Source organism: Ruegeria sp. BG3 (assembly GCF_056538485.1).
On the sequence record NZ_JBQFTE010000011.1, the window covers coordinates 103,060 to 121,722 of the forward strand.

At 57.2% G+C, this 18,663-nt stretch carries 17 protein-coding genes and 1 riboswitch; of the genes, 8 read left to right on the plus strand and 9 right to left on the minus strand.

The annotated features are described in order from the left end of the window. Positions 1-217 precede the first annotated feature (217 nt). The 5 genes from ACR0AI_RS17620 to ACR0AI_RS17640 form a co-directional block, all read right to left on the minus strand. The gene (locus ACR0AI_RS17620; protein WP_480675932.1) at positions 218-1,297 is read right to left on the minus strand and encodes an FAD-binding oxidoreductase; all 1,080 of its coding nucleotides are present in this window, start codon (positions 1,295-1,297) and stop codon (positions 218-220) included. Positions 1,298-1,302: 5 nt separating this feature from the next. Beyond that, positions 1,303-2,526, minus strand: a complete 1,224-nt coding sequence (locus ACR0AI_RS17625) for an aromatic ring-hydroxylating oxygenase subunit alpha (RefSeq protein WP_480675934.1) — start codon at positions 2,524-2,526, stop codon at positions 1,303-1,305. A 112-nt stretch (positions 2,527-2,638) separates the two neighbouring features. After that, a riboswitch (cobalamin riboswitch) is annotated at positions 2,639-2,842 on the minus strand. 119 nt (positions 2,843-2,961) lie between these two features. Continuing rightward, positions 2,962-3,483: a GNAT family N-acetyltransferase gene (locus ACR0AI_RS17630; protein WP_480675936.1), complete on the minus strand. Its 522-nt coding sequence runs from the start codon at positions 3,481-3,483 to the stop codon at positions 2,962-2,964. A 114-nt stretch (positions 3,484-3,597) separates the two neighbouring features. Beyond that, entirely contained in the window at positions 3,598-4,911 is a 1,314-nt protein-coding gene (locus ACR0AI_RS17635) for a type I glutamate--ammonia ligase (protein WP_480675938.1), read from the minus strand. Next, positions 4,908-5,786: a MurR/RpiR family transcriptional regulator gene (locus ACR0AI_RS17640; RefSeq protein WP_371811947.1), complete on the minus strand. Its 879-nt coding sequence runs from the start codon at positions 5,784-5,786 to the stop codon at positions 4,908-4,910. The genes ACR0AI_RS17635 and ACR0AI_RS17640 overlap by 4 nt, the downstream gene beginning before the upstream one ends. 68 nt (positions 5,787-5,854) lie before the next feature. Between ACR0AI_RS17640 and ACR0AI_RS17645 the strand changes: the two genes are divergently transcribed. From ACR0AI_RS17645 to ACR0AI_RS17680, 8 genes are read left to right on the plus strand one after another with little or no spacing between them, the layout of a single operon-like run. Next, the gene (locus ACR0AI_RS17645) at positions 5,855-6,628 is read left to right on the plus strand and encodes an N-formylglutamate amidohydrolase (protein WP_480675940.1); all 774 of its coding nucleotides are present in this window, start codon (positions 5,855-5,857) and stop codon (positions 6,626-6,628) included. Next, positions 6,625-7,266: a cysteine hydrolase family protein gene (locus tag ACR0AI_RS17650; protein ID WP_480675942.1), complete on the plus strand. Its 642-nt coding sequence runs from the start codon at positions 6,625-6,627 to the stop codon at positions 7,264-7,266. Before ACR0AI_RS17645 ends, ACR0AI_RS17650 begins: the two co-directional genes overlap by 4 nt. Continuing rightward, positions 7,259-7,969: an ABC transporter ATP-binding protein gene (locus ACR0AI_RS17655; RefSeq protein ID WP_480675944.1), complete on the plus strand. Its 711-nt coding sequence runs from the start codon at positions 7,259-7,261 to the stop codon at positions 7,967-7,969. The genes ACR0AI_RS17650 and ACR0AI_RS17655 overlap by 8 nt, the downstream gene beginning before the upstream one ends. Positions 7,970-7,998: 29 nt before the next feature. After that, entirely contained in the window at positions 7,999-9,153 is a 1,155-nt protein-coding gene (locus ACR0AI_RS17660) for an ABC transporter substrate-binding protein (RefSeq protein ID WP_480675946.1), read from the plus strand. A gap of 41 nt (positions 9,154-9,194) precedes the next feature. After that, positions 9,195-9,899 carry an ABC transporter ATP-binding protein gene (locus ACR0AI_RS17665; protein WP_480675948.1) on the plus strand — a complete coding sequence of 235 codons (705 nt, stop codon included), beginning with the start codon at positions 9,195-9,197 and terminating at the stop codon, positions 9,897-9,899. Between the two features lies 1 nt (position 9,900). Continuing rightward, positions 9,901-10,797, plus strand: a complete 897-nt coding sequence (locus ACR0AI_RS17670) for a branched-chain amino acid ABC transporter permease (RefSeq protein ID WP_480675950.1) — start codon at positions 9,901-9,903, stop codon at positions 10,795-10,797. Continuing rightward, complete coding sequence (locus tag ACR0AI_RS17675) at positions 10,794-11,822, plus strand: branched-chain amino acid ABC transporter permease (protein WP_480675952.1); 1,029 nt, start codon at positions 10,794-10,796, stop codon at positions 11,820-11,822. Before ACR0AI_RS17670 ends, ACR0AI_RS17675 begins: the two co-directional genes overlap by 4 nt. 3 nt (positions 11,823-11,825) lie before the next feature. Then, positions 11,826-12,764 (plus strand): acetamidase/formamidase family protein, encoded by a 939-nt coding sequence (locus ACR0AI_RS17680; RefSeq protein WP_480675954.1) that lies wholly within the window; start codon positions 11,826-11,828, stop codon positions 12,762-12,764. A 505-nt stretch (positions 12,765-13,269) separates the two neighbouring features. Here ACR0AI_RS17680 and ACR0AI_RS17685 read toward each other — a convergent pair. The 4 genes from ACR0AI_RS17685 to ACR0AI_RS17700 form a co-directional block, all read right to left on the minus strand. Beyond that, entirely contained in the window at positions 13,270-15,153 is a 1,884-nt protein-coding gene (locus ACR0AI_RS17685) for an amidohydrolase family protein (protein ID WP_480675956.1), read from the minus strand. Positions 15,154-15,222: 69 nt separating this feature from the next. Next, entirely contained in the window at positions 15,223-16,401 is a 1,179-nt protein-coding gene (locus ACR0AI_RS17690; RefSeq protein ID WP_480675958.1) for a carbohydrate porin, read from the minus strand. Beyond that, complete coding sequence (locus ACR0AI_RS17695; protein WP_480701420.1) at positions 16,398-17,102, minus strand: DUF3299 domain-containing protein; 705 nt, start codon at positions 17,100-17,102, stop codon at positions 16,398-16,400. Before ACR0AI_RS17695 ends, ACR0AI_RS17690 begins: the two co-directional genes overlap by 4 nt. 86 nt (positions 17,103-17,188) lie before the next feature. Continuing rightward, positions 17,189-18,586, minus strand: coding sequence for an amidohydrolase family protein (locus tag ACR0AI_RS17700; protein WP_480701422.1), 1,398 nt, complete (start codon positions 18,584-18,586; stop codon positions 17,189-17,191). Positions 18,587-18,663 lie beyond the last annotated feature (77 nt).

Sequence of the window (18,663 nt, forward strand, 5' to 3'; positions counted from 1 at the left end):
CTTTATCAGGGGAGATTCCGGCGGAAAAGAGACAGAATTTGAGCAAACACGTGAATGTTGCCGAATAGAATCAACTATCCGTGAGCAAACCTGTGCTACCCAAACTTCCCGAAGCGCGTATAGGGGCGATAAGTATCTGAGATCAATAATAATATTTTAAAATCTGGAACCGCAGGCGGCCGTAGCTGTCCTGCAGTTTCAGCCTGAGACTTCCCGTTTACACCTCAACTTCGACCTTGCCGATCGGGTTCGAACAGCATGCCAGAATGTAGCCTGCTGCGATGTCATCCTCGGAGATACCGCCGTTGTGGACCATGTGAACCTCACCCGAGGTCTTCTTGACCTTGCAGGTGCCGCAAACGCCAAACGTACAGCCCGAGGCAATGTTCAACCCGACCGCACGTGCGGCGGCCAGAACCGTATCCGTCTCGGCAACTTTGGCGGTGACACCCGAACTCGCAAACACGATTTCGGCGGCGCTGTCATCGTCAGGAACGATATCATCCAGATCGGGCTGATCTGCTTCGGTCTTAACCGGGGCTCCAAAGCTTTCCTGATGATAGTTGTCCATATCAAAGCCAAGACCCGCCAGAGCGTCACGGACAGCCTGCATGAACGGCTCGGGACCGCAGCAATAGACCTCACGGTCCAGATAGTCTGGGGCCATGAGGCCCAGCATAAGCTGGTTGAACTGACCCTGGTAGCCGGTCCAGGGGCTGTAGCGGTCAGCTTCCTCCACAACAAACTTCAAATCCAAACCCGGCGTCCGGCTTGCCATCTGCTCCAACCGTTGGCGGAAGATGATCTCGGACGGACGTTTGGCGCAGTTGATGAACACGACATCCAAATCGCGGCCTTCGTCCCACATACAGGTCGTCATGGACATCATCGGCGTGATGCCCGAGCCCGCCGAGATGAACAGATATTTGGGGGCGGCGCTTTCCGCATTGGTGAACAGACCTGCCGGGCCAATCGCTCGCATCCGCATACCCGGCTGCAGGTTGTCCAGCATCCAACGCGTGCCGATGCTGTCGGGCTGCGCCTTGGCCGTGATTGTGATGGACCGAGGGCGCGACGGGGAGGACGAGATCGTATAGGTCCGATGCACAACGCCCCCCGGCTGCCCCGGTGCCGGAATTTCCAGCGTCAGGAATTGACCGGGATGATAGGCGAACAAGGCCCCAGAAGGGGCGCGGAACGTAAAGCTGGCGGTGTTTGGCGTCTCGGGCACGACCGAGACGCATTCCAGCGTCTCGTCATCCTGCCAGACCGAGGCAACAGCGTTCAGGTCTTTCATCTCCGTCACTCCGCCGCCATCATGTCAGGTGCCAGGTGGCGCGCCAGGGTGCTGCAATACCAATCGGTGAATTGCAGAACACCGGATTCCTGGATCCCTGAATACGGTCCCGGCACATAGGCCGGGCTGTTGATGCCCATCTGGTTGTCTTCCACCACACGGCGATCTTCGTCATTGGTGGCCATCCAGACCTCGGTCAGGCGCTTGACGTCGTAGTCGACCCCTTCGACCGCGTCCTTGTTGACCAGCCATTTCGTGGTGACTTCGGTCTCGGTCGGGCTGACCGGCGTGATCCGGAAGACAATCGAGTGATCGGCTAGGAAGTGGTTCCACGTGCTGGGATAGTGGAACTTCAACAACGTCCCCGCATCCGCAAAGGGCGAACGGCCCAAAAAGCGGCGCACCGCGGATTTGCCGTCCAGAGTATAGCTTTCCGCCCCTTCCTTCAGCGGCATGCGCGCCAGACGGTATTGCCCGTCATCATGCAGATAGAACTGAGACGGCATGCCTGCGGCCTCACACCGGTCGAAGTGAGTTTGCATGAAGGCCGGGGTTTCACCCCCTTCGATACCGGTCACCGAAGGATCATCAGGGAAGGTCCGGCACAGCGAAGGGTGGTTGCCACCGCAGTGATAGCACTCACGGTTGTTTTCCCAAACCAGCTTCCAATTGCCGTTCTCGATGATCGTGCTTTCAAAAGCGACTTTGGCGTTGCTCAGATCATGCGGTTCCAAATAGGGGCGCGCCTTGTTGGCGAAGGTGTCGAAATCAGGCGCTTCATCTGCAAGACAGATATAGACCAGCCCAGCCAATTCCCGGCAGTGAACGGTTTTCAGCCCGTGTTGTTTGGGGTCGAAATCCGGCCCCATATCACGGGCCCACAGCAATGAGCCATCAAGCTCATAGGTCCACTGGTGGTAGGGGCAGACCAGTTTGGGCGAGTTCCCCTTAGCCGCTTTGCAGATGATCGACCCGCGATGGCGGCAGGTGTTGTGGAAAGCCCGGATCTGATTGTCAGCACCGCGCACGATGATCACGCGATATGCGCCCACAGTGTAGGTCACATAGTCGCCAGTCTTAACCAGCTCACATGCCGGAATGGCAAATAGCCAATCTCGGTAGTGGATGGCCTCAAGATCGGCCTCAAAGACATCTGGATCGGTATAGAACGCCTGCTCAAGGGCATAGGCCGGGTTTCGACGCGCCAACAGGCTTTGAACGTTGCTCACTTCTGGCTCTCCTGCCGCGCCCCGCGGCTTAGCTTGGGCAGATGACACCAGAGGCCAGTCCGGAGCCGTGCGAGGATCACGTCCGAAACTTGTGCCCCCACCGCCACCCGCAGTTTGACATATATGCAAGGCTGGTTTCCGGACTTGAAAGGGGCTTGCGCCCGGTTTCGACACCTTCCCGGGATCCTCGTCCCAGTGGTCACCTGTCGAACCTGACCTTCCTTACCGTTGCGGGGGCAGCGCCGGAATTGCACCGGCTTCCCAATTCTCTGCCATCTGAGAATCAGACAGCAGCACCTCACATGCGCAACCTACTCGGAGAAGGACTCGTGGCTGAAAGCCTTGCGACATTTCCAGAAACAAAACAGACATGGTCTGCAAAAATGGAAACCTGAAACAGGGCTGCGTTTTGAGACAAGAACAAAAAAACGGAATTCACCCGTGCTGCGATGTGTCCCACAAATGCGAGTGCATAAAGGGCGCAATCGCAAGTGTCTTGCCCCCCAGCTTTTCAACATATCCTGCGGTAAGCTCTAGCGCCATCCATGCCTCGGGGATCGTCAGAAGGTCCGGATATGGCGTCTCTTTGTCGGTAGGGACAAACCCAAATCGGGGATAGAAAGTCGGAACGCCAAACACGAAGACAGCGTCTGTTCCAATGGATCTCAAGTGGTTGATGCTCGTCTCCATCATCTCTCTGCCAACACCGAGACCTTGATGCTCGGGCGAGACACCGCAGGGCGCCAGAAGACAGCATTTAACGTCCGGGTGATCCTGGAAGACAAACGGGGTGAACATGACATTGCCCGCGATCTGCCCCTCACGCCTTACGCTGATTGAAATCGTTTCCGGATACTCAAGGAGATCTTCGGCGAGTTGAGCGATTTCGTCACCTTCTGCTTCGCCAAAAGCCAGCCTATGCACATTCAAGATGGCATCGGTTTCTGAACGGTCCATGATCCATCCCTATCCTGAGCTAAACAGCCTGCGCCGCGTCATACGGCGCGAAACTACCCGACCGACGCCCCAGATGTCGCATTTGGCGAGCTTCGGCAAGACCAGCCGCTCAGGTCAATATGTTTCTTCGTACAATCGGCAGCGTGCGTCTGTGTCCAGATGTTCGGTTGTCGCGATCTCGGATTGCTTGTGCGCTTGATACACCTCAGCGAAGCCTTTGGGGAACCAACCGGTGACAACCGGGTTGGAAACGAACCGGTCTAGCGCGTCTTCCAAGGTCTGAGGCAAGCGCACCAGCCCCCTTTGGTTCAGTTCTGCGACGTCCAACAGCGAAAGATCTTCCTCGGTTGGAATGGGCGCGGGTAGCCCCTCTTCGATCCCCTGCGCCCCAGCCATGACAACCGCCGCAAGCGCCAGATGAGGCGAAGCTGCAGCATCCGCCGCACGGTATTCGATGTTGAACTGCCCCGTGATCGAGGCCGGGTCTTTTGCGGTTACCGGACAAATCCGCAAGGAAGCCTCGCGGTCGCGGAAACCCAGATTGTTGAAAGCCGCAGACCAACGATGGGGTGTCAGGCGTTCATACGAGATCACCGAAGGCGCAGTCAGGGCCAAGATCGCATCAAGATATTTCAGAACTCCGGCGGCGAAAGCGCTCGTCAGGTCCGACATGCCGCACGGCCCGTCTTCGGCGTAGGTCAGCGGCGCGCGCTGATCATCCACAAAGCTCATGTGGATATGGACCCCATTCCCAACGCTCGCGACATCGCGAATAGGGGTATAGGTGGCCCGCTCGCCATAGGCCTGCGCAGTCGCATAGGTCAGTTCGCGTACCATGATGGCCGCGTCCGCCGCGCGAACACCCAGCTCGGGGCCGATGACGACCTCATATTGGTTTGGCCCATATTCCTTCATGATCGAATCCGGCTTCAGACCGACCTGAGAAATCGCGTTGATCAAGGTCTCGCACAGATCACGCTGCAGGCCAAAGCCCCGATGGCCATAGGCTTCGTTGGCCTGACTTGGCGGATCTTTCAGCTGGAACTCATGCTCGAATGCAGCCAGCAAATTTGCTCCTGAGACCTTGTACAGCCGCTCCAGCGCCGCCCTCAACAAACTGCGCGTGCAGAAGTCCCAAGGGTCTCCGTCCAGAGTGACGATATCGCCCATAAGGAAGTGCAGGCCGGAGTCTTCGCCGAACTCGACCTTTGCCTCGGCCGTGGCGTCCGGGATCAGAAGAAGATCACCCAGCGCGCCAAACGGGCTTTCGGCAATTCCGTCAAAGCAGTTGATCTGAACATTCGTGGGTGTCCACCCGACCCCACGCTGCAACCGCTTGTTCAGTTGATCCGCCGGAAACGCCTTGCCCCGCAATTTCCCGGCAAGGTCAGAGGTGGCAACAAACATCAAGGGGATTTTGGGCATCATGGGTTTGGGTCCTGGTTGTGGGATCGCATGGCATCCCAGGCTTCGATGCGGGATTTCGTCTGGTCCCAATTGTCTTCGGCAATACGCGTCACCAGCGCCTCGGTGACGGCAAGGGCCGCTGTGTACGTATCCCAGAGCGTGCCGCTTTCGATCGGAACTGGCAAGATTTCTGCTGCGTGGCGGGATATGGGCGACAGCCATTTGTCTGTCATGAGGACAACGCGAACCCCTCGATCCTGCGCGGCAGTAGCGGCCAATCGCGCCAACGCAGGTTGGTAGCGGCGAAAATCGACCAGAAACAGGATATCCGCAGGCTTCATCCGCAGCAGGTATTCCGGCCAGACCTCATTGTTGGCCGGAAGATGATACACGCCGCTGCGGGTTTGGCGCAGATGAAAAGACAGGTGCTGTGCGATGGTATCGCTGATCCGACCGCCCAATATATAAACATCGCTCTTAGGTTGGCTCAGTACCGAGCAAATGCGCTGAAACTGCGCCTCGGTGATACCTTCTGCCGACAGCGCCATCTGGGACGAGGCACGCGCGATGAAATCGCGTAAGAACCCGCCATCGACACTGCGCCCTTCACCGTGCAGATCGGTGGGTGAACGTTGGCCTTCTTTCAACTCGGACAAGAGAGCACGTTGGAATTCCTGATAGCCCCCCAATCCGATCTTGGTAACAAAACGAGAGATCGACGGTGCCGAAACCTCGGCACGGCGAGCAAGCTCCTGAATCGTGACCAGACCCGCATAGGGGTAGTCGCTCAGCAAAGCAGCGGCCAGCTTGCGCTCGCTCGCGGTCATGTTCTCCGCCTTCGCTTCAATTCTCTGCCTAACAAGCAAGCGGCACCTCCTGATCTGAATGGATCGCATGGAATAAAAATTTCAGTCAATCTATTTTTCATTGACTCTGAAAAAACTTGTTCTCTAACTTGGGCCACATGAACACTTCAGCCGCGACCCAAGAACTGCTGGTCGCCGGGGATCCCGCCCCGGTGGAATGGGTGAACCCTGACAGTGATGCGAAGATCGCGCTGCTCTGCGAACACGCCGGGCGCGCGATCCCGCAAAAGCTCGGCGATCTTGGTGTCTCGGAAGAGGTGCAGGCCAGTCATCGCGGTTGGGACATCGGGGCCGAGGCCGTTGCCCGGCAATTGGCTGACCGGTTACGGGCTCCTTTGGTCTTGCAGCGCTATTCCCGGCTTGTGATTGATTGCAACCGTCCGATCGAGGCGCCGGATTCAATTACGCCAAACAGCTTTGGAAAGCAGATCCCAGCCAATCTGAACTTGACCTCTGCGGATCGCGCTGCGCGCCAGCGCGAGATCATGGCCCCTCTGAACGGTGCCATTGAACATATGCTGGACCGGGCACCGCGTGTACTTGCGGTGTCGATCCACTCCTTCGCCGCACAGGTCGATGGTGAGGCGCGACCCTGGCACGCTGGATTTCTGACGCGCGTTGACCCGACCACGGGACAGGCCGCGATCGACCATATCTCATCCCTACGTCCCGATCTGCACATGGCGTTGAACCAGCCCTATCAGATCGACAGTGAAAGCGACTGGTTCATACCGCATTTCGCCGAACCGCGCGGACTGGCACATTCGCTGGTCGAGATCCGCAATGACCTGATCCGCGATATAAAAGGCGTCGAAGATTGGGCGCAGCTTCTCGCCGAAGCCTTTACCCGGATATTGGAGACCAAGACGTGACCTTGACCCGAAATGTTCCACTTATCCCATCGCAATCCGCGCTGTTGTTCATTGACGTGCAGAACTATTCGGCACACCGGGAAGGCGCCGAATTCAAAGAACTGCCTGAGGCCGAATTCAATGAGGAATACGGCTGGTTTTTCGATCAGCTGGACAACCGCGTGATCCCGAACATGCAGGCCATACAGGCCGCCTGCCGCACTGCCGGCGTCGAGGTCATGTACACCAATATCGAAAGCCTGACGCTCGACGGGCGGGACCGGTCACTGGACTACAAGATAACGGGTTTTCATGTTCCAAAGGGCAGCTGGGACGGAAAGGTCATTGATCAGATCGCGCCTCAAGGCGATGAGATCGTGCTGCCAAAGACGTCCTCTTCGGTGTTTGTGTCCACGCATGTTGACTACATCCTGCGCAACCTTGGCGTTCGTCAGGTCGTTTTGTCCGGTCTCTTGACGGATCAATGCGTCGAAAGCGCGATCCGGGACGCGTGTGATCTGGGCTACCTTGTCACTCAGGTCGAAGATGCCTGTCTGACTCATACGCAGGATCGGCACGACAATTCTCTGCGCGCGATCAAGGGTTATTGCCGACAAGTCACTACAAAAGAACTGGTCGAGGAATTGGCTGGTGCTTGATCTGAACGGCATCACCAAGACCTTTGGCGGGGTCCACGCCGTTGAGGATGTGACCATGTCCGTCGCACCGGGCGAGGTACGCGGCCTGATCGGTCCCAATGGCGCAGGCAAGACGACGCTGGTCAACCTGATCTCTGGCCTGCTGAGCCACTCGGCAGGAAGCCTATCGCTGGATGGCGAGCCGCTGGACAACCTGCGCGCCCACGAACGCGCGGCGCGCGGTGTGGCGCGGACGTTTCAGAACCTGCGGGTCTTTCCAAGCCTCAGCGTTGCGCAGAACATCGACGTCGCCCGCTATTCCGGCCGCGGCGCCGAAATCGTCGACGCCGCGATCCCCGAGTTCGGCCTGACGGACAAGCTCAACCAAAACGCCGGGTCGTTGGCATATGGGCAGCTTCGGCGGTTGGAGATCGTTCGCGCGCTGGCCCTGAACCCGCGCGTCCTGATGCTGGACGAACCCGCCGCGGGGATGAACGAACAGGAAACGGAAGCTCTGGGTCGGTCGCTAACATGGGTGCGGACACATTCGGACTGCGCGATTTTGGTGATTGATCACGATCTTAAATTCATCATGTCGCTCTGCGACACGATCACCGTTTTGAACATGGGTGCCATCATTGCCGAAGGCGCACCCGAAGAAATAACTAAGAACCAAGAGGTTATCGACGCTTATCTTGGCGAAACCGATGAACGTGCCGCGTGACGCAGGCGGCTTTCAACAGGAGAACAAGTATGAAGAAGTTGACCCTTACGACTCTGACCGCCATGAGCCTCGCCCTGCCCGCGGTCGCCGAAGATACGATCAAGATCGGACTGGGCGTACCGATGACAGGTGATCTGGCCATCTATTCCGAATACCTGGGCGCGCGCTGTATGGCCGATATGATCAATGCCGACGGTGGAGCTGGCGGCAAGAAGATCGAAGTTCTGGTTCAGGACTCCGCAGGTGATACGCAGGCCGCGATCTCCCTGGCGCAGAAGTTTCTGGACGAAGGCGTTGTGATGCTGGGGACCACGCCGTTCTCTGACACGATGATCCCAGTGGCCCAGATCGCTCAGCCTTACGGCGTTTCCATCTTCCAACCCCAATCCACTCAAGTCGAGATGCACGCGGGCATCGTGAACAACTTCTTTACCGGCGTCTCGCCTGATCCGTTCACGGCAACGGCAGCTGCCAACCACGCGCTCAGTGAAGGGGTCAAGAATGTGGTTCTGCTGACCTCAGACGAAGGCGGGTCGTGGTCCGCGCGTACCCCGCTGTGGTTCGGACAAGTGATCGAAGAGGGCGGCGGCAAGGTGCTGGCGAAGATGAACTTCAGCTTTGGCACATCGGACTGGTCACCTCAGATCGCTGACATGAAAGCACTGGGTGAAGAGATCGACGCCGTTTATATTTCGTCGATCATGCCCGATATCGGTGTGCTGGTCCGACAGCTGCGCAGCGCTGGTATCGACGCCTGGGTGGTCGGCTCGGACGGGTTTGACGATCCTTCCCTGGACGCCGTCGCGGCTGATGATCCCGCAATCCTCGACAAGGTGTTCTTTGCCACGCTGGCCCCCAGCCATGACGAAAGCGCCGTGGTCAAGTTCATGGCGGACTGCAAAGAGTTGGGCCACGATGTGCCCGGCCTGTTCCCAGCCACCGGTGCCGACACGGTCAAGGCCGTTGCCTGGGCGGTCGAAACCTCAGGCAGCAGCGACCCGGCGGTGATTGCGGAAACGATCCGCACAGCCGACACGATCCCGGTGCTGACAGTCGACAGCATTTCGTTCAAGGACACGAAAACCTATGCCCAGCGCACGATACCTGTGATTGGCTATAAAGATGGCAAGCGGGTTCTCATCTCGAACGAAATTCCCGAAAACACACCGAAAGACTGGAACTGAGCCAAATGACGGGGGCGGTTCCAGCCCCCGTTTCAAATCCCATGCTGAATGTTGAAAACCTGATAGTTTCTCACGGTCTGATCGAGGCCGTGCACGGCATCTCTTTCGCCGTGGAGAAGGGCCGCTGTGTCTCCTTGCTGGGCCCCAATGGCGCGGGCAAGACCTCGACCATCTCGGCGCTGATGGGGGTGGTCAAGTCCTCGGGCCGGATCACCTTTGAAGGTGCCGATATCTCGGCCCTGCCTGTGGAGGCTCGAGTGCAGGCGGGTATGTCCGTGGCCCCCGAAGGGCGGCGGATATTCTCGAATCTGAGCGTCGAGGAAAATCTGGTGCTCGGCGGCGCCACACGTTCTGACCGAGCGGCCAAGGACACCGATATCGCCCACTGGCTTGAGACCTTTCCGATCCTTGGCGAACGCAGAGATCAACCCGCCGGCACCTTGTCGGGCGGTGAGCAGCAGATGCTGGCCATTTCCCGGGCCTTGATGACCCGACCCAAGATTCTGTTGCTGGACGAACCCAGCCTAGGTCTGGCCCCCAAGATCGTGAGCCAGATTTTCCAGATGATCGAACAGCTGAAAGCGCGGGGAATGACGATCCTGTTGGTCGAGCAGAACGCAACGCAGGCGCTGCGCCTGTCGGACTACGCCTACCTTCTGAACAACGGGCGGATCGTGGCCGAGGGCACCAAGGAAACACTGGGCCAAAGCGGCGCGCTTATGGCGGAACTGACGGGGATCGCCTGACATGGAATATGTGGCCCAGCAGATGATGAACGCGCTCGCCTTTGGTGCGGAATATGCGCTAATTGCACTCGGTCTGGCGATTGTCTTTTCGATCATGGGGCTGGTGAACTTTGCCCATGGTGAGGTGATCGCAGTTGGCGGTTATACGATGGTGGCCTTTGCTGCGCTGGCGCTGAACAACCCCTTCATCGTCATTGGCGGAGCCATCGCCGCAGCGACCCTGATGTCCCTGTTGCTTGAACGCGTGGCGTTCCGACCCGTGCGATACGCAGACCCGACAACGGGCCTTTTGACCGCCTTTGGTGTCTCAATCATTCTACAAAACGTGTTTCTGCTTGCGGTCTCACCACGCCCCGTGGCCGTGACATCGTTGTACTTCCTCGACTGGCCCGTGCAGCTTTTGGGCGTTCAGGTATCTTCACTTCAGGTGTTCGAGGCGGTGACGACGGTGCTGGTGATCGTCGGACTGATGCTGTTTCTAAAACGCACAACACTGGGTCTGGCCATGCGCGCCGCCTCGCTGGATTTTGAGATGGTGCGCATGGTCGGCGTCAAATCCAACAGAGTGTTTGCAGTGGCATTCATGGTGTCGGGCCTACTGGCCGGGCTGGCCTGTATCTTCATCATGGCGCGGCGCGGGTCGGTCGATCCTCATCTGGGGTTCAACCCGGTCCTCAAGGCCTTCGTAGCCTGCGTCGTCGGAGGGTTCGGCAGCCTACCCGGAGCCGTGCTGGGCGGCTTCCTTCTCGGCGCGATTGAGGTCGCCATGCTGGTCTTGCTACCGCAGGAATATGGCGGCATGAAAGACGCCTTTGTCTTTGGAATCATAGCCCTTGTTCTGGTTTGGAGGCCGGATGGCATCCTGTCACCCCCGACTGAGAAAGGGGACAAGATATGATTCTGAACCCCAGTCAAAAACGCGGGCTGGTGGGCGCTGCGATCCTGGCCGCCGTATTGATCGCGATTGGGCTGATCGTGACCTATTTCGGCTCTCGCTATCAGCTTCGGCTGGTCTACAGCGCCTACGTGAACCTATTGGTCGTTCTGGCCATGCAGGTGTTTATGGGCAATGCGCGCCTGACCAACCTCAGCCACAGTGCCTTCATGGGGATCGGAGCCTATGTGGCCGCGATTTGCGTGACGCCGGTGACGGTCAAATCCATTTCTCTTCCGGATGCGCCATGGGGGTTGAATGCCTTCTCGCTGGATCCGGTCAGTTCGGCCCTGCTTGCCATCGCGATCACCGCCGTTCTGGCCTTGATCGTCGGACTATTTGTCGTGCGCCTGACGGGATCTGGCGTGACCATCTTTTCCCTCGCCGTCCTAGTCATCGTGCACTCGGTATTCCTGTACCGCACCGACATTTTCAAAGGAAACCAGGCGTTTTTCGGCATTCCGCAGGTGTTTTCATTGACGTCTATCGTGATCTTGTCCGTGTTCGTTGTCTTCATAGTGCGCCTGTTTCGCGAAAGCCGCTGGGGCATCCAGCTGCGTGCTTGCGCTGATGATGAGGTCGGAGCCGCCGCAATGGGTGTAAACATTCGCCGGTTACGCCTGATTGCCTGGGTCCTGTCAGCCATCCTGCTTGCAGTCGCTGGGATTGCTTACGCTTATTTCCTTGGCACGATCAGCGCGCGGCCCTTTTATTTCAACCACGTCTTTCTGACACTCGCCATGCTGATCCTTGGGGGAATGCGGACGGTCACAGGTGCCGTTCTGGGCACGCTTTTGATCTCGTTCGGGTTGGAATGCGTGCGTTGGCTGGAAACCGGCCCGGTCCTGCTGGGCATCGACCTGCCCGAAGTGCTGGGCCTGTCGGGTATTGCACTGGGAACGGTCATCGTTCTGACTATGGCCCTGCGCCCCGGAGGGATCATGGGTGATCAAGAAATCGAAGACCTGGTTCTGAAAAAACAGGAGTAAGTCATGGGTTGCAACCACACTATTCACAAACACAACCATCATTTCGGTTGGGACAACTCCATCGAACCCGTCCTGAGCGTCGACCCCGGCGAGACGGTTGAGATCGAAACCATCGATAGCTCAGGCGGGCAGTTGAATGCCTCCTCGACACTGGCCGATTTGGGCAAGCTGTCTTTCGACGCGGTCAATCCGGTCACAGGGCCTATCCACATCAAAGGGGCCGAGCCCGGCGATACGGTTGCCGTGACCTTTCTGGATTTCAAGCCTTCGGGCTGGGGTTGGACCGCCAACATCCCCGGTTTTGGCCTGCTGACCGATCAGTTTCCCGACGCAGCCCTGCATATCTGGAACTATGACTCCAATGCGATGACCCCTGCCCTGTTCGGACCCGGAGGGAAGGTGCCGCTCAAGCCGTTCGTCGGCACAATTGGCCTGGCACTAGCCGAGCCGGGCCTGCACTCCGTCGTCCCTCCGCGTCGAGTGGGTGGCAATCTGGACATCCGCGACAATTGCGTGGACACAACGCTTTACCTTCCCGTTGAAGTGGCCGGTGGGATGTTGTCACTAGGGGACACCCATGCGGCGCAAGGCGATGGCGAGATTTGCGGCACGGCCATCGAAAGCCCTATGGACGTGGCCATCAAAGTCGACCTCCTCAAAGGCGAGAACCTACCCTACCCGCGTTTTGAAACCGACGGTCCCGTCACCCGCCATTTCGATACCGTCGGCTACAAGGCGACGACAGGCATCGGTGAGGATCTCATGCAGGCCGCCCGCGATGCGGTGGCGGGCATGGTCGATTGGATCTCGGCCACGACGGGGATGTCAGCGCTTGATGCGTACATGCTCTGCTCGGTCTGCGGCGATCTGCGCATCAGTGAGATCGTGGATATCCCAAACTGGACGGTCTCATTCTACTTTCCAAAGACAGTTCTGGACTGAAGAATGCCGCGACTACTGAGTGTCGGAGCACCGTCTAAGTTAGCCAGCTCCATCCTGAAATCAAACGGCCTCGGATTTGATCCGCGGCCGTTTTCTTAGTTTGGAGGGCAAAACTACCTTATGAAACACTTAAGCGATGTCGCTTGAGGAACGACAACGTGCAGCACTACGTTTTTTATTGCAGATCCGCACACGCAAAAACCTTTTTCATAATACACTACTATCATAGCGGCAGGATACTTTAACCGAGAACTTCGTATTGAGTGGCCTTCATTTATTGACGCAACCACTACCTCGCCGTCACCCTTGAAATGCAAACTCACACTCAGTTGCTCCAAGCTCTACTAGAGACCGGCCATCTGAATGGAAGCGCCTTATCGACGATCAGGCGAGGTATTGCCAAAAGTTAGCAGTACGGAGCAAGCTGGCAAAGGCTCCCTGGTTGCGGATGACCGGTTTCAGCTTTAGGCAAACCGTCGATTCTCGATCCCCCGTTCTCACCAAATCAGTTTGCTCTGCGTTGTTCCGACTGATTAGGCCTAGACCCTCCCATTTTTGACATCATGGCCTTCGCATAGTCGCGTTTTGCCTGCGCAGGGTCCTCGAAGCGAGCATGCACGACGCAAAAGAAAAGGGCACCGTCATCTAGACTGTTGCGAGGCGTAAACCAATCAAACGGGTCGGTTGGCTTTACCGATGCAAACTGGTTGGTTGATGGCGCGGCGGGTACAAAATTGGCTTCATTGTCTGTGATATCGTCAAGCAGTGTCGGACGTGCCGTGCCAGTATCCGGTGTGAGGATACCCATGATCTGCTCGCGACCAGCCGGAACAAAACGCCCGCTTTCCTCGATTGGAAACCGGATCGGCTGCCCTGCATAAACATCCCGCTGCACTTCGCTGTTCCGGACAACAATCGTTCCACTAACCAGCACATAAGGAATGCCTTCTGACGGCAGACCTTGCTGACCAAGAGTATAGTTCGCCTTTTCGGTCACAGTCTCCGGATCAAAAATCGTGATATCCGCGACCATGCCTTCTTGCATACGCCCACGCACCTGCATTGCACGCAAGCCAGTGTCACCCAATCGCTTCGCATGTATGTAACTCAGCTGAGTGAGTGTGCGCATCAGCGGCACATTCGCTTCGCGAGCCAGTCTCAAGACAAGCGCGTGACTGCCTGCGGACCGAGGGTGCCCGGCATAGTCTTCGTAAGGGGCGTCCCAACTCATCAGATTGCCCTCGATATCCAGCCCGGCCATACCGTCACCCGAAATGCCATAACCTACGATGGTGATCCAATCGTTGAGCCATTGCTCTCTTGGTGGGCTAAAAACAATGGCCGTCCGTCCCGGTTCATTCTCAGCGAAGCTCAAGAATTCGTCTTTAGTCACAAAGCGATCAAGCTGGGGATCAAAGATAGTGTCTTCGTATTTGTACCCCATCGACCCCTCCCAGTTTTCGGGGGCGATGATCGAAGCGCCGTAGTTTCCCGATCCAGCAGTCCAGGGATAGTAGCTGGACCAGACGTTGTAGCCTTGGTCGCGGGCCATCTGGAGCTTTTCCTGGTTTTCCCACCACCCATAGTCATTATCGTGGTGTATGTGCAGCGGCGCGTCCAACACCATCGCATTGACAAGGATTTCGTTAACGCCGGTCTGTGTCTCGGTGGGCGTCGAAGCACTGGGATGAAACCGGTGGTGCACAGATGTTAACCGCCCATAACGCGACGCAGCCCGTTGTGCTTCGAACATCTCATAGGTTGTGATACCCTCGCGGGCGTAGCCGATGGTCGATCCCACGCCGAGGGCTCCAAGACGAAGCCCCTCATCCAGTTGGGCGGTGATTTCGTTCATCTGCTCGCGGTTGCTTGGAACCGATGACCAGCCTTCGACACCGTCTTCCACGGATTGTGCCCGCGGTGCGAAGAAGTTCCGGAAGTCGATGTCCCCACCTTCCAGAACAAGGCCGTCATGTACCCGCATCCGTGCGAACTCTTGTCCAACGACTGTGCCGTAGTTTGCCTGCGTCACGCCTTGGCGCGCAGCGTACCATTGGTCGATATTCGCGGCTCCGACCTCAAAATCCATTTGCGTCGTAACGCCATCGCGAAGGTTGACCTTGATACCCCAAGGATCCAGCCCGTGTTGTTCAAGGTCGATAAACCCGGGCGCCACAACATGCCCTGTCGCGTCGATGGCCTCTCTGCCGTCAATATCTTCGTCGGTAATCGCTGTGATCCAGCCATTGCTTATTCCAACGTTGGCGATCTGATCGAACCCGGTTTCCGGATCCATTACCCGACCGTTGAGGATCACCACGTCGTAGGTTTGCGCGACGCAGAAAGTGGAAAACACGGACAACGTGCCAGCCAGAAACAGGGTACGCATAGATAGATCCTCCCTTTGATCAGCAGAATTGCATATTTCAACGCTTTTGATGTCTGCTTTCGACCCACACTAGAAAACGATCCGGGTTCGCAGGCCGAACAGTGTAATGCTATCCTGAGAGGGGTTCAGCAGCGGGTTCGAAATGTACTGCAGGGACGGCGTGATCTGCAGCCCGGGTGAGATTGAAAACCGGTAGAAGGCTTCCAGAGTGAATTGATCGCCATCTATGCCTCGGGCCTCGGCCCAGTTCAGGCCCAGACCGGCCAGATCGGTATTGCGGCCATAGTAACCCAAACCGGCAGAAACCGACCGGTCATACAGCGCTGCGGTCCCTTTTGAGGCCCCTGCCCGAAAGAACGGCATCCACTTATTGTCAACAAACCATGCGGCAGAAAACGCAGCGCCATAGTCTTCCGCCCGGCTGCCATCTTCGGCCGCATCCGCATGCCAGAGGGTCAGATGGACATTGTCGAAATAAATGCGATCAAAGCCTGACGTGTACCCAAGTTCGAGCGATTTGAAGAGGTTGCCGTCGCTGAACACATCAAAGTTTGGATCAGACGGATCGGCGTTTGCATCTGCAACGCTCGCGACAGCGTAGAAGTTTTCACTCAGCTTGATCCCACCGGCAATACCTAGGCCAGGGTTGGGTGCGTTGAGTGTCGGGTTGGTGTTGAAGGACAGGTTTTGGAAGCCACTATAGGGGCTTACCAACCCATAGATGTCCACAAAGTCCGTTACATCAATCTGCCCGAATTGCAGCGTCCACGAACCGTTTTCGGCCCTTTGGGTCCAGAACAGATTGGTCAACAGCAAACCGCTATCGTTGAAGGCTGTCCCGGTGATCGAAAGCGCTCCGCCATCCAGCCCAAGAAACTGCGGGGCCACATCGGTATAGCTGTGCCGGTCTTCGATCTTGAATGTCAGGGAACCCCGTTCCGTTGCCTGCCAACTCCCGTAGAAACGCGCGATTCCGCTGGACGCTTCGCCGGTTCCCAGAGCAGCATTCGTGGTTTGGCCCAGAGCCAGGTAATCAATATTGAACCGAAACCCACCCTCAGCCAGCCGGTCTTTCCACTCAAACCGACCCGGTGCGATGTTGCGTGGAAAATCGGAACGGTATTGTGGGTCGGTGAGCCCATCTCCGGGGGTAAGATCAGCTTCGACCGAAGAGGGCCCGGACAGTCCTTGCGCCGAGGCGGCGCCAGCGACAGCAATACTTAGTGTAGCAGCCAGTAGTCTTATCATTCAGACGCCCTTGCCCCACCGGTCTTGCGATTGCCCGCCGCACGGATGCGATCAGCGGCACGCTGCTTCCATTCCAGCCTGTCCGCCTTGGTTTCCAGAGTTTCGACACTTTCCGTTTCCAACTGGAAAGTCGCGTTCATCGGCATCTGGCCATCCACAACCATCATATTCTGAACAGACGGATCGATGGTCAGCATGCCCGTCAGCCGAACAGGTTCATGAAAATAGCTGGGCGCCCAGTCCCCGTTCAACCGCACACGGATCATCTGGTTGGGCGGAGGTGGCGGCATGTGGCTGCACATCCCGCGTTCCGGCACCAAATACGCGACAGGCCGACCGTCCGGATCATTCGGAGCAGGAATGGCGAAACCAGCCAGTGTGATTGTTTGACCATCGAATTGCGGATTTCCGTTTGTCCCCGCCTTTCTCCGACGTTCCCTCACAACTTCGCGCTGATCGAGCAGCCAGTCGACATCAATTCCATCTGCAGCCAAGGCATTCTCAGTCTCGGTCAAAAGCACTTGCCACTTTTGCCGCTCTTCTTCGCTGCCACCATCCTGCTGCAGCCTGCCGCGCAATCGAACGACGTAAAGAACATCGTCGAATTGTTCAGGGCTGAGATCGCGATAGGGGTCTTCAAAGACCTGCGCAGATGGGTCTGGCAAGTCGGCCCAATCTAATGCGGTTTCAGGCGTTGCCAACGCAGAATGCCCACACCAAAAAAACCCTGCGAATACTACCCAGCGGAACCAATGGTGCATAAATTCTCTCCGGCTACTTAGACAGGTCAATTCAGTGTGTTTTTGTAGATAACGCCATCTTTCATGATCAGTCGAATCGTATCAGGGCTTTCAGGCCTCGGGTCGGCGCCGAACCATTGATCACCCGTACCAACAACCGAGAAATCTTCGAGCGGGTTACCGTCGATCAACAGGATATCCGCATAGGCGCCTTCTTCGATCACACCGAGTTTTCCAGCGGTATACGGGTTCATGAAATCACCTGACAAAGCGACCACCTCGCCACCTGTCGATGTCAGCGTGACCATGGACGTGTAGGGCCCGAAAAACTCATTGTTCAGGTGCTTTTCATAGGCAATCTGGATATTGCACGCCTCAACCGAACCAACGCAGTCGGTCTGGAACCCTCGTTTCACCGGGCATTCCTTCATGTTGTCGATATAGCCTGCAAATGTGGCCGAGGCAGATTTGGCTTTGGCAAGGCTTGCGGGCACGCTGGCCACCGCCGGAATATCAAGCAAGCCTGGATCGAATGCCGTCAGGTTGGTGGTGATATACGCCCCTTTTTCGTTCATGACTTGGGCAATTTCACAGTCAAACGAGAAGCCGTGTTCGATCGACATCACACCTGCATCAAGCGCACTCAGGATCGCTTCCTTGCGATAGGAATGCGCCATGACATAGCTGCCATACTCATTGGCCACTTGTACGGCGGCCCTGATTTCCTCGGGCGATCCGGCCAGTAGTTGCCATGGGTCAAAGGCCGAAACGACACCGCCGGACTGCATGAACTTCAACTGGGTCGCACCCATGCGGAAATTGTTGCGCGCGAACCTGTAGACGTCGTCGACACCACTCACCTCCTGCGCCAAGTTCAGACGGCTCATGTTGGTCTCTGAGCCCGGTGGAGCGGTGAAATTCGCGAAATCAGCATGACCGCCGCGCGTTCCGATAAATGCACCGGATGGAAAGTAACGCGGTCCTTCAATTTGGCCTGCGTCAATTGCGCGGCGCAGCCCGCCATTGGCACCACCTGCGTCCCTGACTGTGGTGAAGCCCTGCATCAAATACATCTCGGCCATCCGCGCACCGTGTATGGCAAAGTCTTCCCAAGTCGTGTTGGCCTCCATCGCAGGCAGAGTCGGCCCCATCAGCATCAGGTGCGCGTGCAGTTCGATAAACCCGGGGGTCAGTGTCCGCCCTTCGCCGTCAATGACCGTGGCATTGGGGGCATCAATCGCATCGGTTGAGACGGCCTTGATCAGGTTGCCCTCGACCAGAACGCTGGCATTTTCGATACGCTGTTCATTCACACCGTCGAAGACATGCACGTTGGTAAACAGCGTTTGGGGTTCTTCCTTATCCTGAGCTTGTGCGGGCGCTGAAACAGAGAGACCTGCAGCGACAATTGCCGCCGAACAAAGAGACATTCGAAGACCGGACATAAGTACTCCCTTCATATTCGAGTTTTGCCAACTGTAGCCCGGAAAGTTTTGCCTCGGTTGCCAGTTTCGCATTAGGA

Bases quoted from the DNA above. Each gene is read 5' to 3' on its own strand.
- ACR0AI_RS17620 (WP_480675932.1), bottom strand. From the start codon at position 1,297: ATGAAAGACCTGAACGCTGTTGCCTCGGTCTGGCAGGATGACGAGACG.
- ACR0AI_RS17630 (WP_480675936.1), bottom strand. From the start codon at position 3,483: ATGGACCGTTCAGAAACCGATGCCATCTTGAATGTGCATAGGCTGGCT.
- ACR0AI_RS17635 (WP_480675938.1), bottom strand. From the start codon at position 4,911: ATGATGCCCAAAATCCCCTTGATGTTTGTTGCCACCTCTGACCTTGCC.
- ACR0AI_RS17640 (WP_371811947.1), bottom strand. From the start codon at position 5,786: ATGCGATCCATTCAGATCAGGAGGTGCCGCTTGCTTGTTAGGCAGAGA.
- ACR0AI_RS17645 (WP_480675940.1), top strand. From the start codon at position 5,855: ATGAACACTTCAGCCGCGACCCAAGAACTGCTGGTCGCCGGGGATCCC.
- ACR0AI_RS17660 (WP_480675946.1), top strand. From the start codon at position 7,999: ATGAAGAAGTTGACCCTTACGACTCTGACCGCCATGAGCCTCGCCCTG.
- ACR0AI_RS17665 (WP_480675948.1), top strand. From the start codon at position 9,195: ATGCTGAATGTTGAAAACCTGATAGTTTCTCACGGTCTGATCGAGGCC.
- ACR0AI_RS17670 (WP_480675950.1), top strand. From the start codon at position 9,901: ATGGAATATGTGGCCCAGCAGATGATGAACGCGCTCGCCTTTGGTGCG.
- ACR0AI_RS17675 (WP_480675952.1), top strand. From the start codon at position 10,794: ATGATTCTGAACCCCAGTCAAAAACGCGGGCTGGTGGGCGCTGCGATC.
- ACR0AI_RS17680 (WP_480675954.1), top strand. From the start codon at position 11,826: ATGGGTTGCAACCACACTATTCACAAACACAACCATCATTTCGGTTGG.
- ACR0AI_RS17685 (WP_480675956.1), bottom strand. From the start codon at position 15,153: ATGCGTACCCTGTTTCTGGCTGGCACGTTGTCCGTGTTTTCCACTTTC.
- ACR0AI_RS17690 (WP_480675958.1), bottom strand. From the start codon at position 16,401: ATGATAAGACTACTGGCTGCTACACTAAGTATTGCTGTCGCTGGCGCC.
- ACR0AI_RS17700 (WP_480701422.1), bottom strand. From the start codon at position 18,586: ATGTCCGGTCTTCGAATGTCTCTTTGTTCGGCGGCAATTGTCGCTGCA.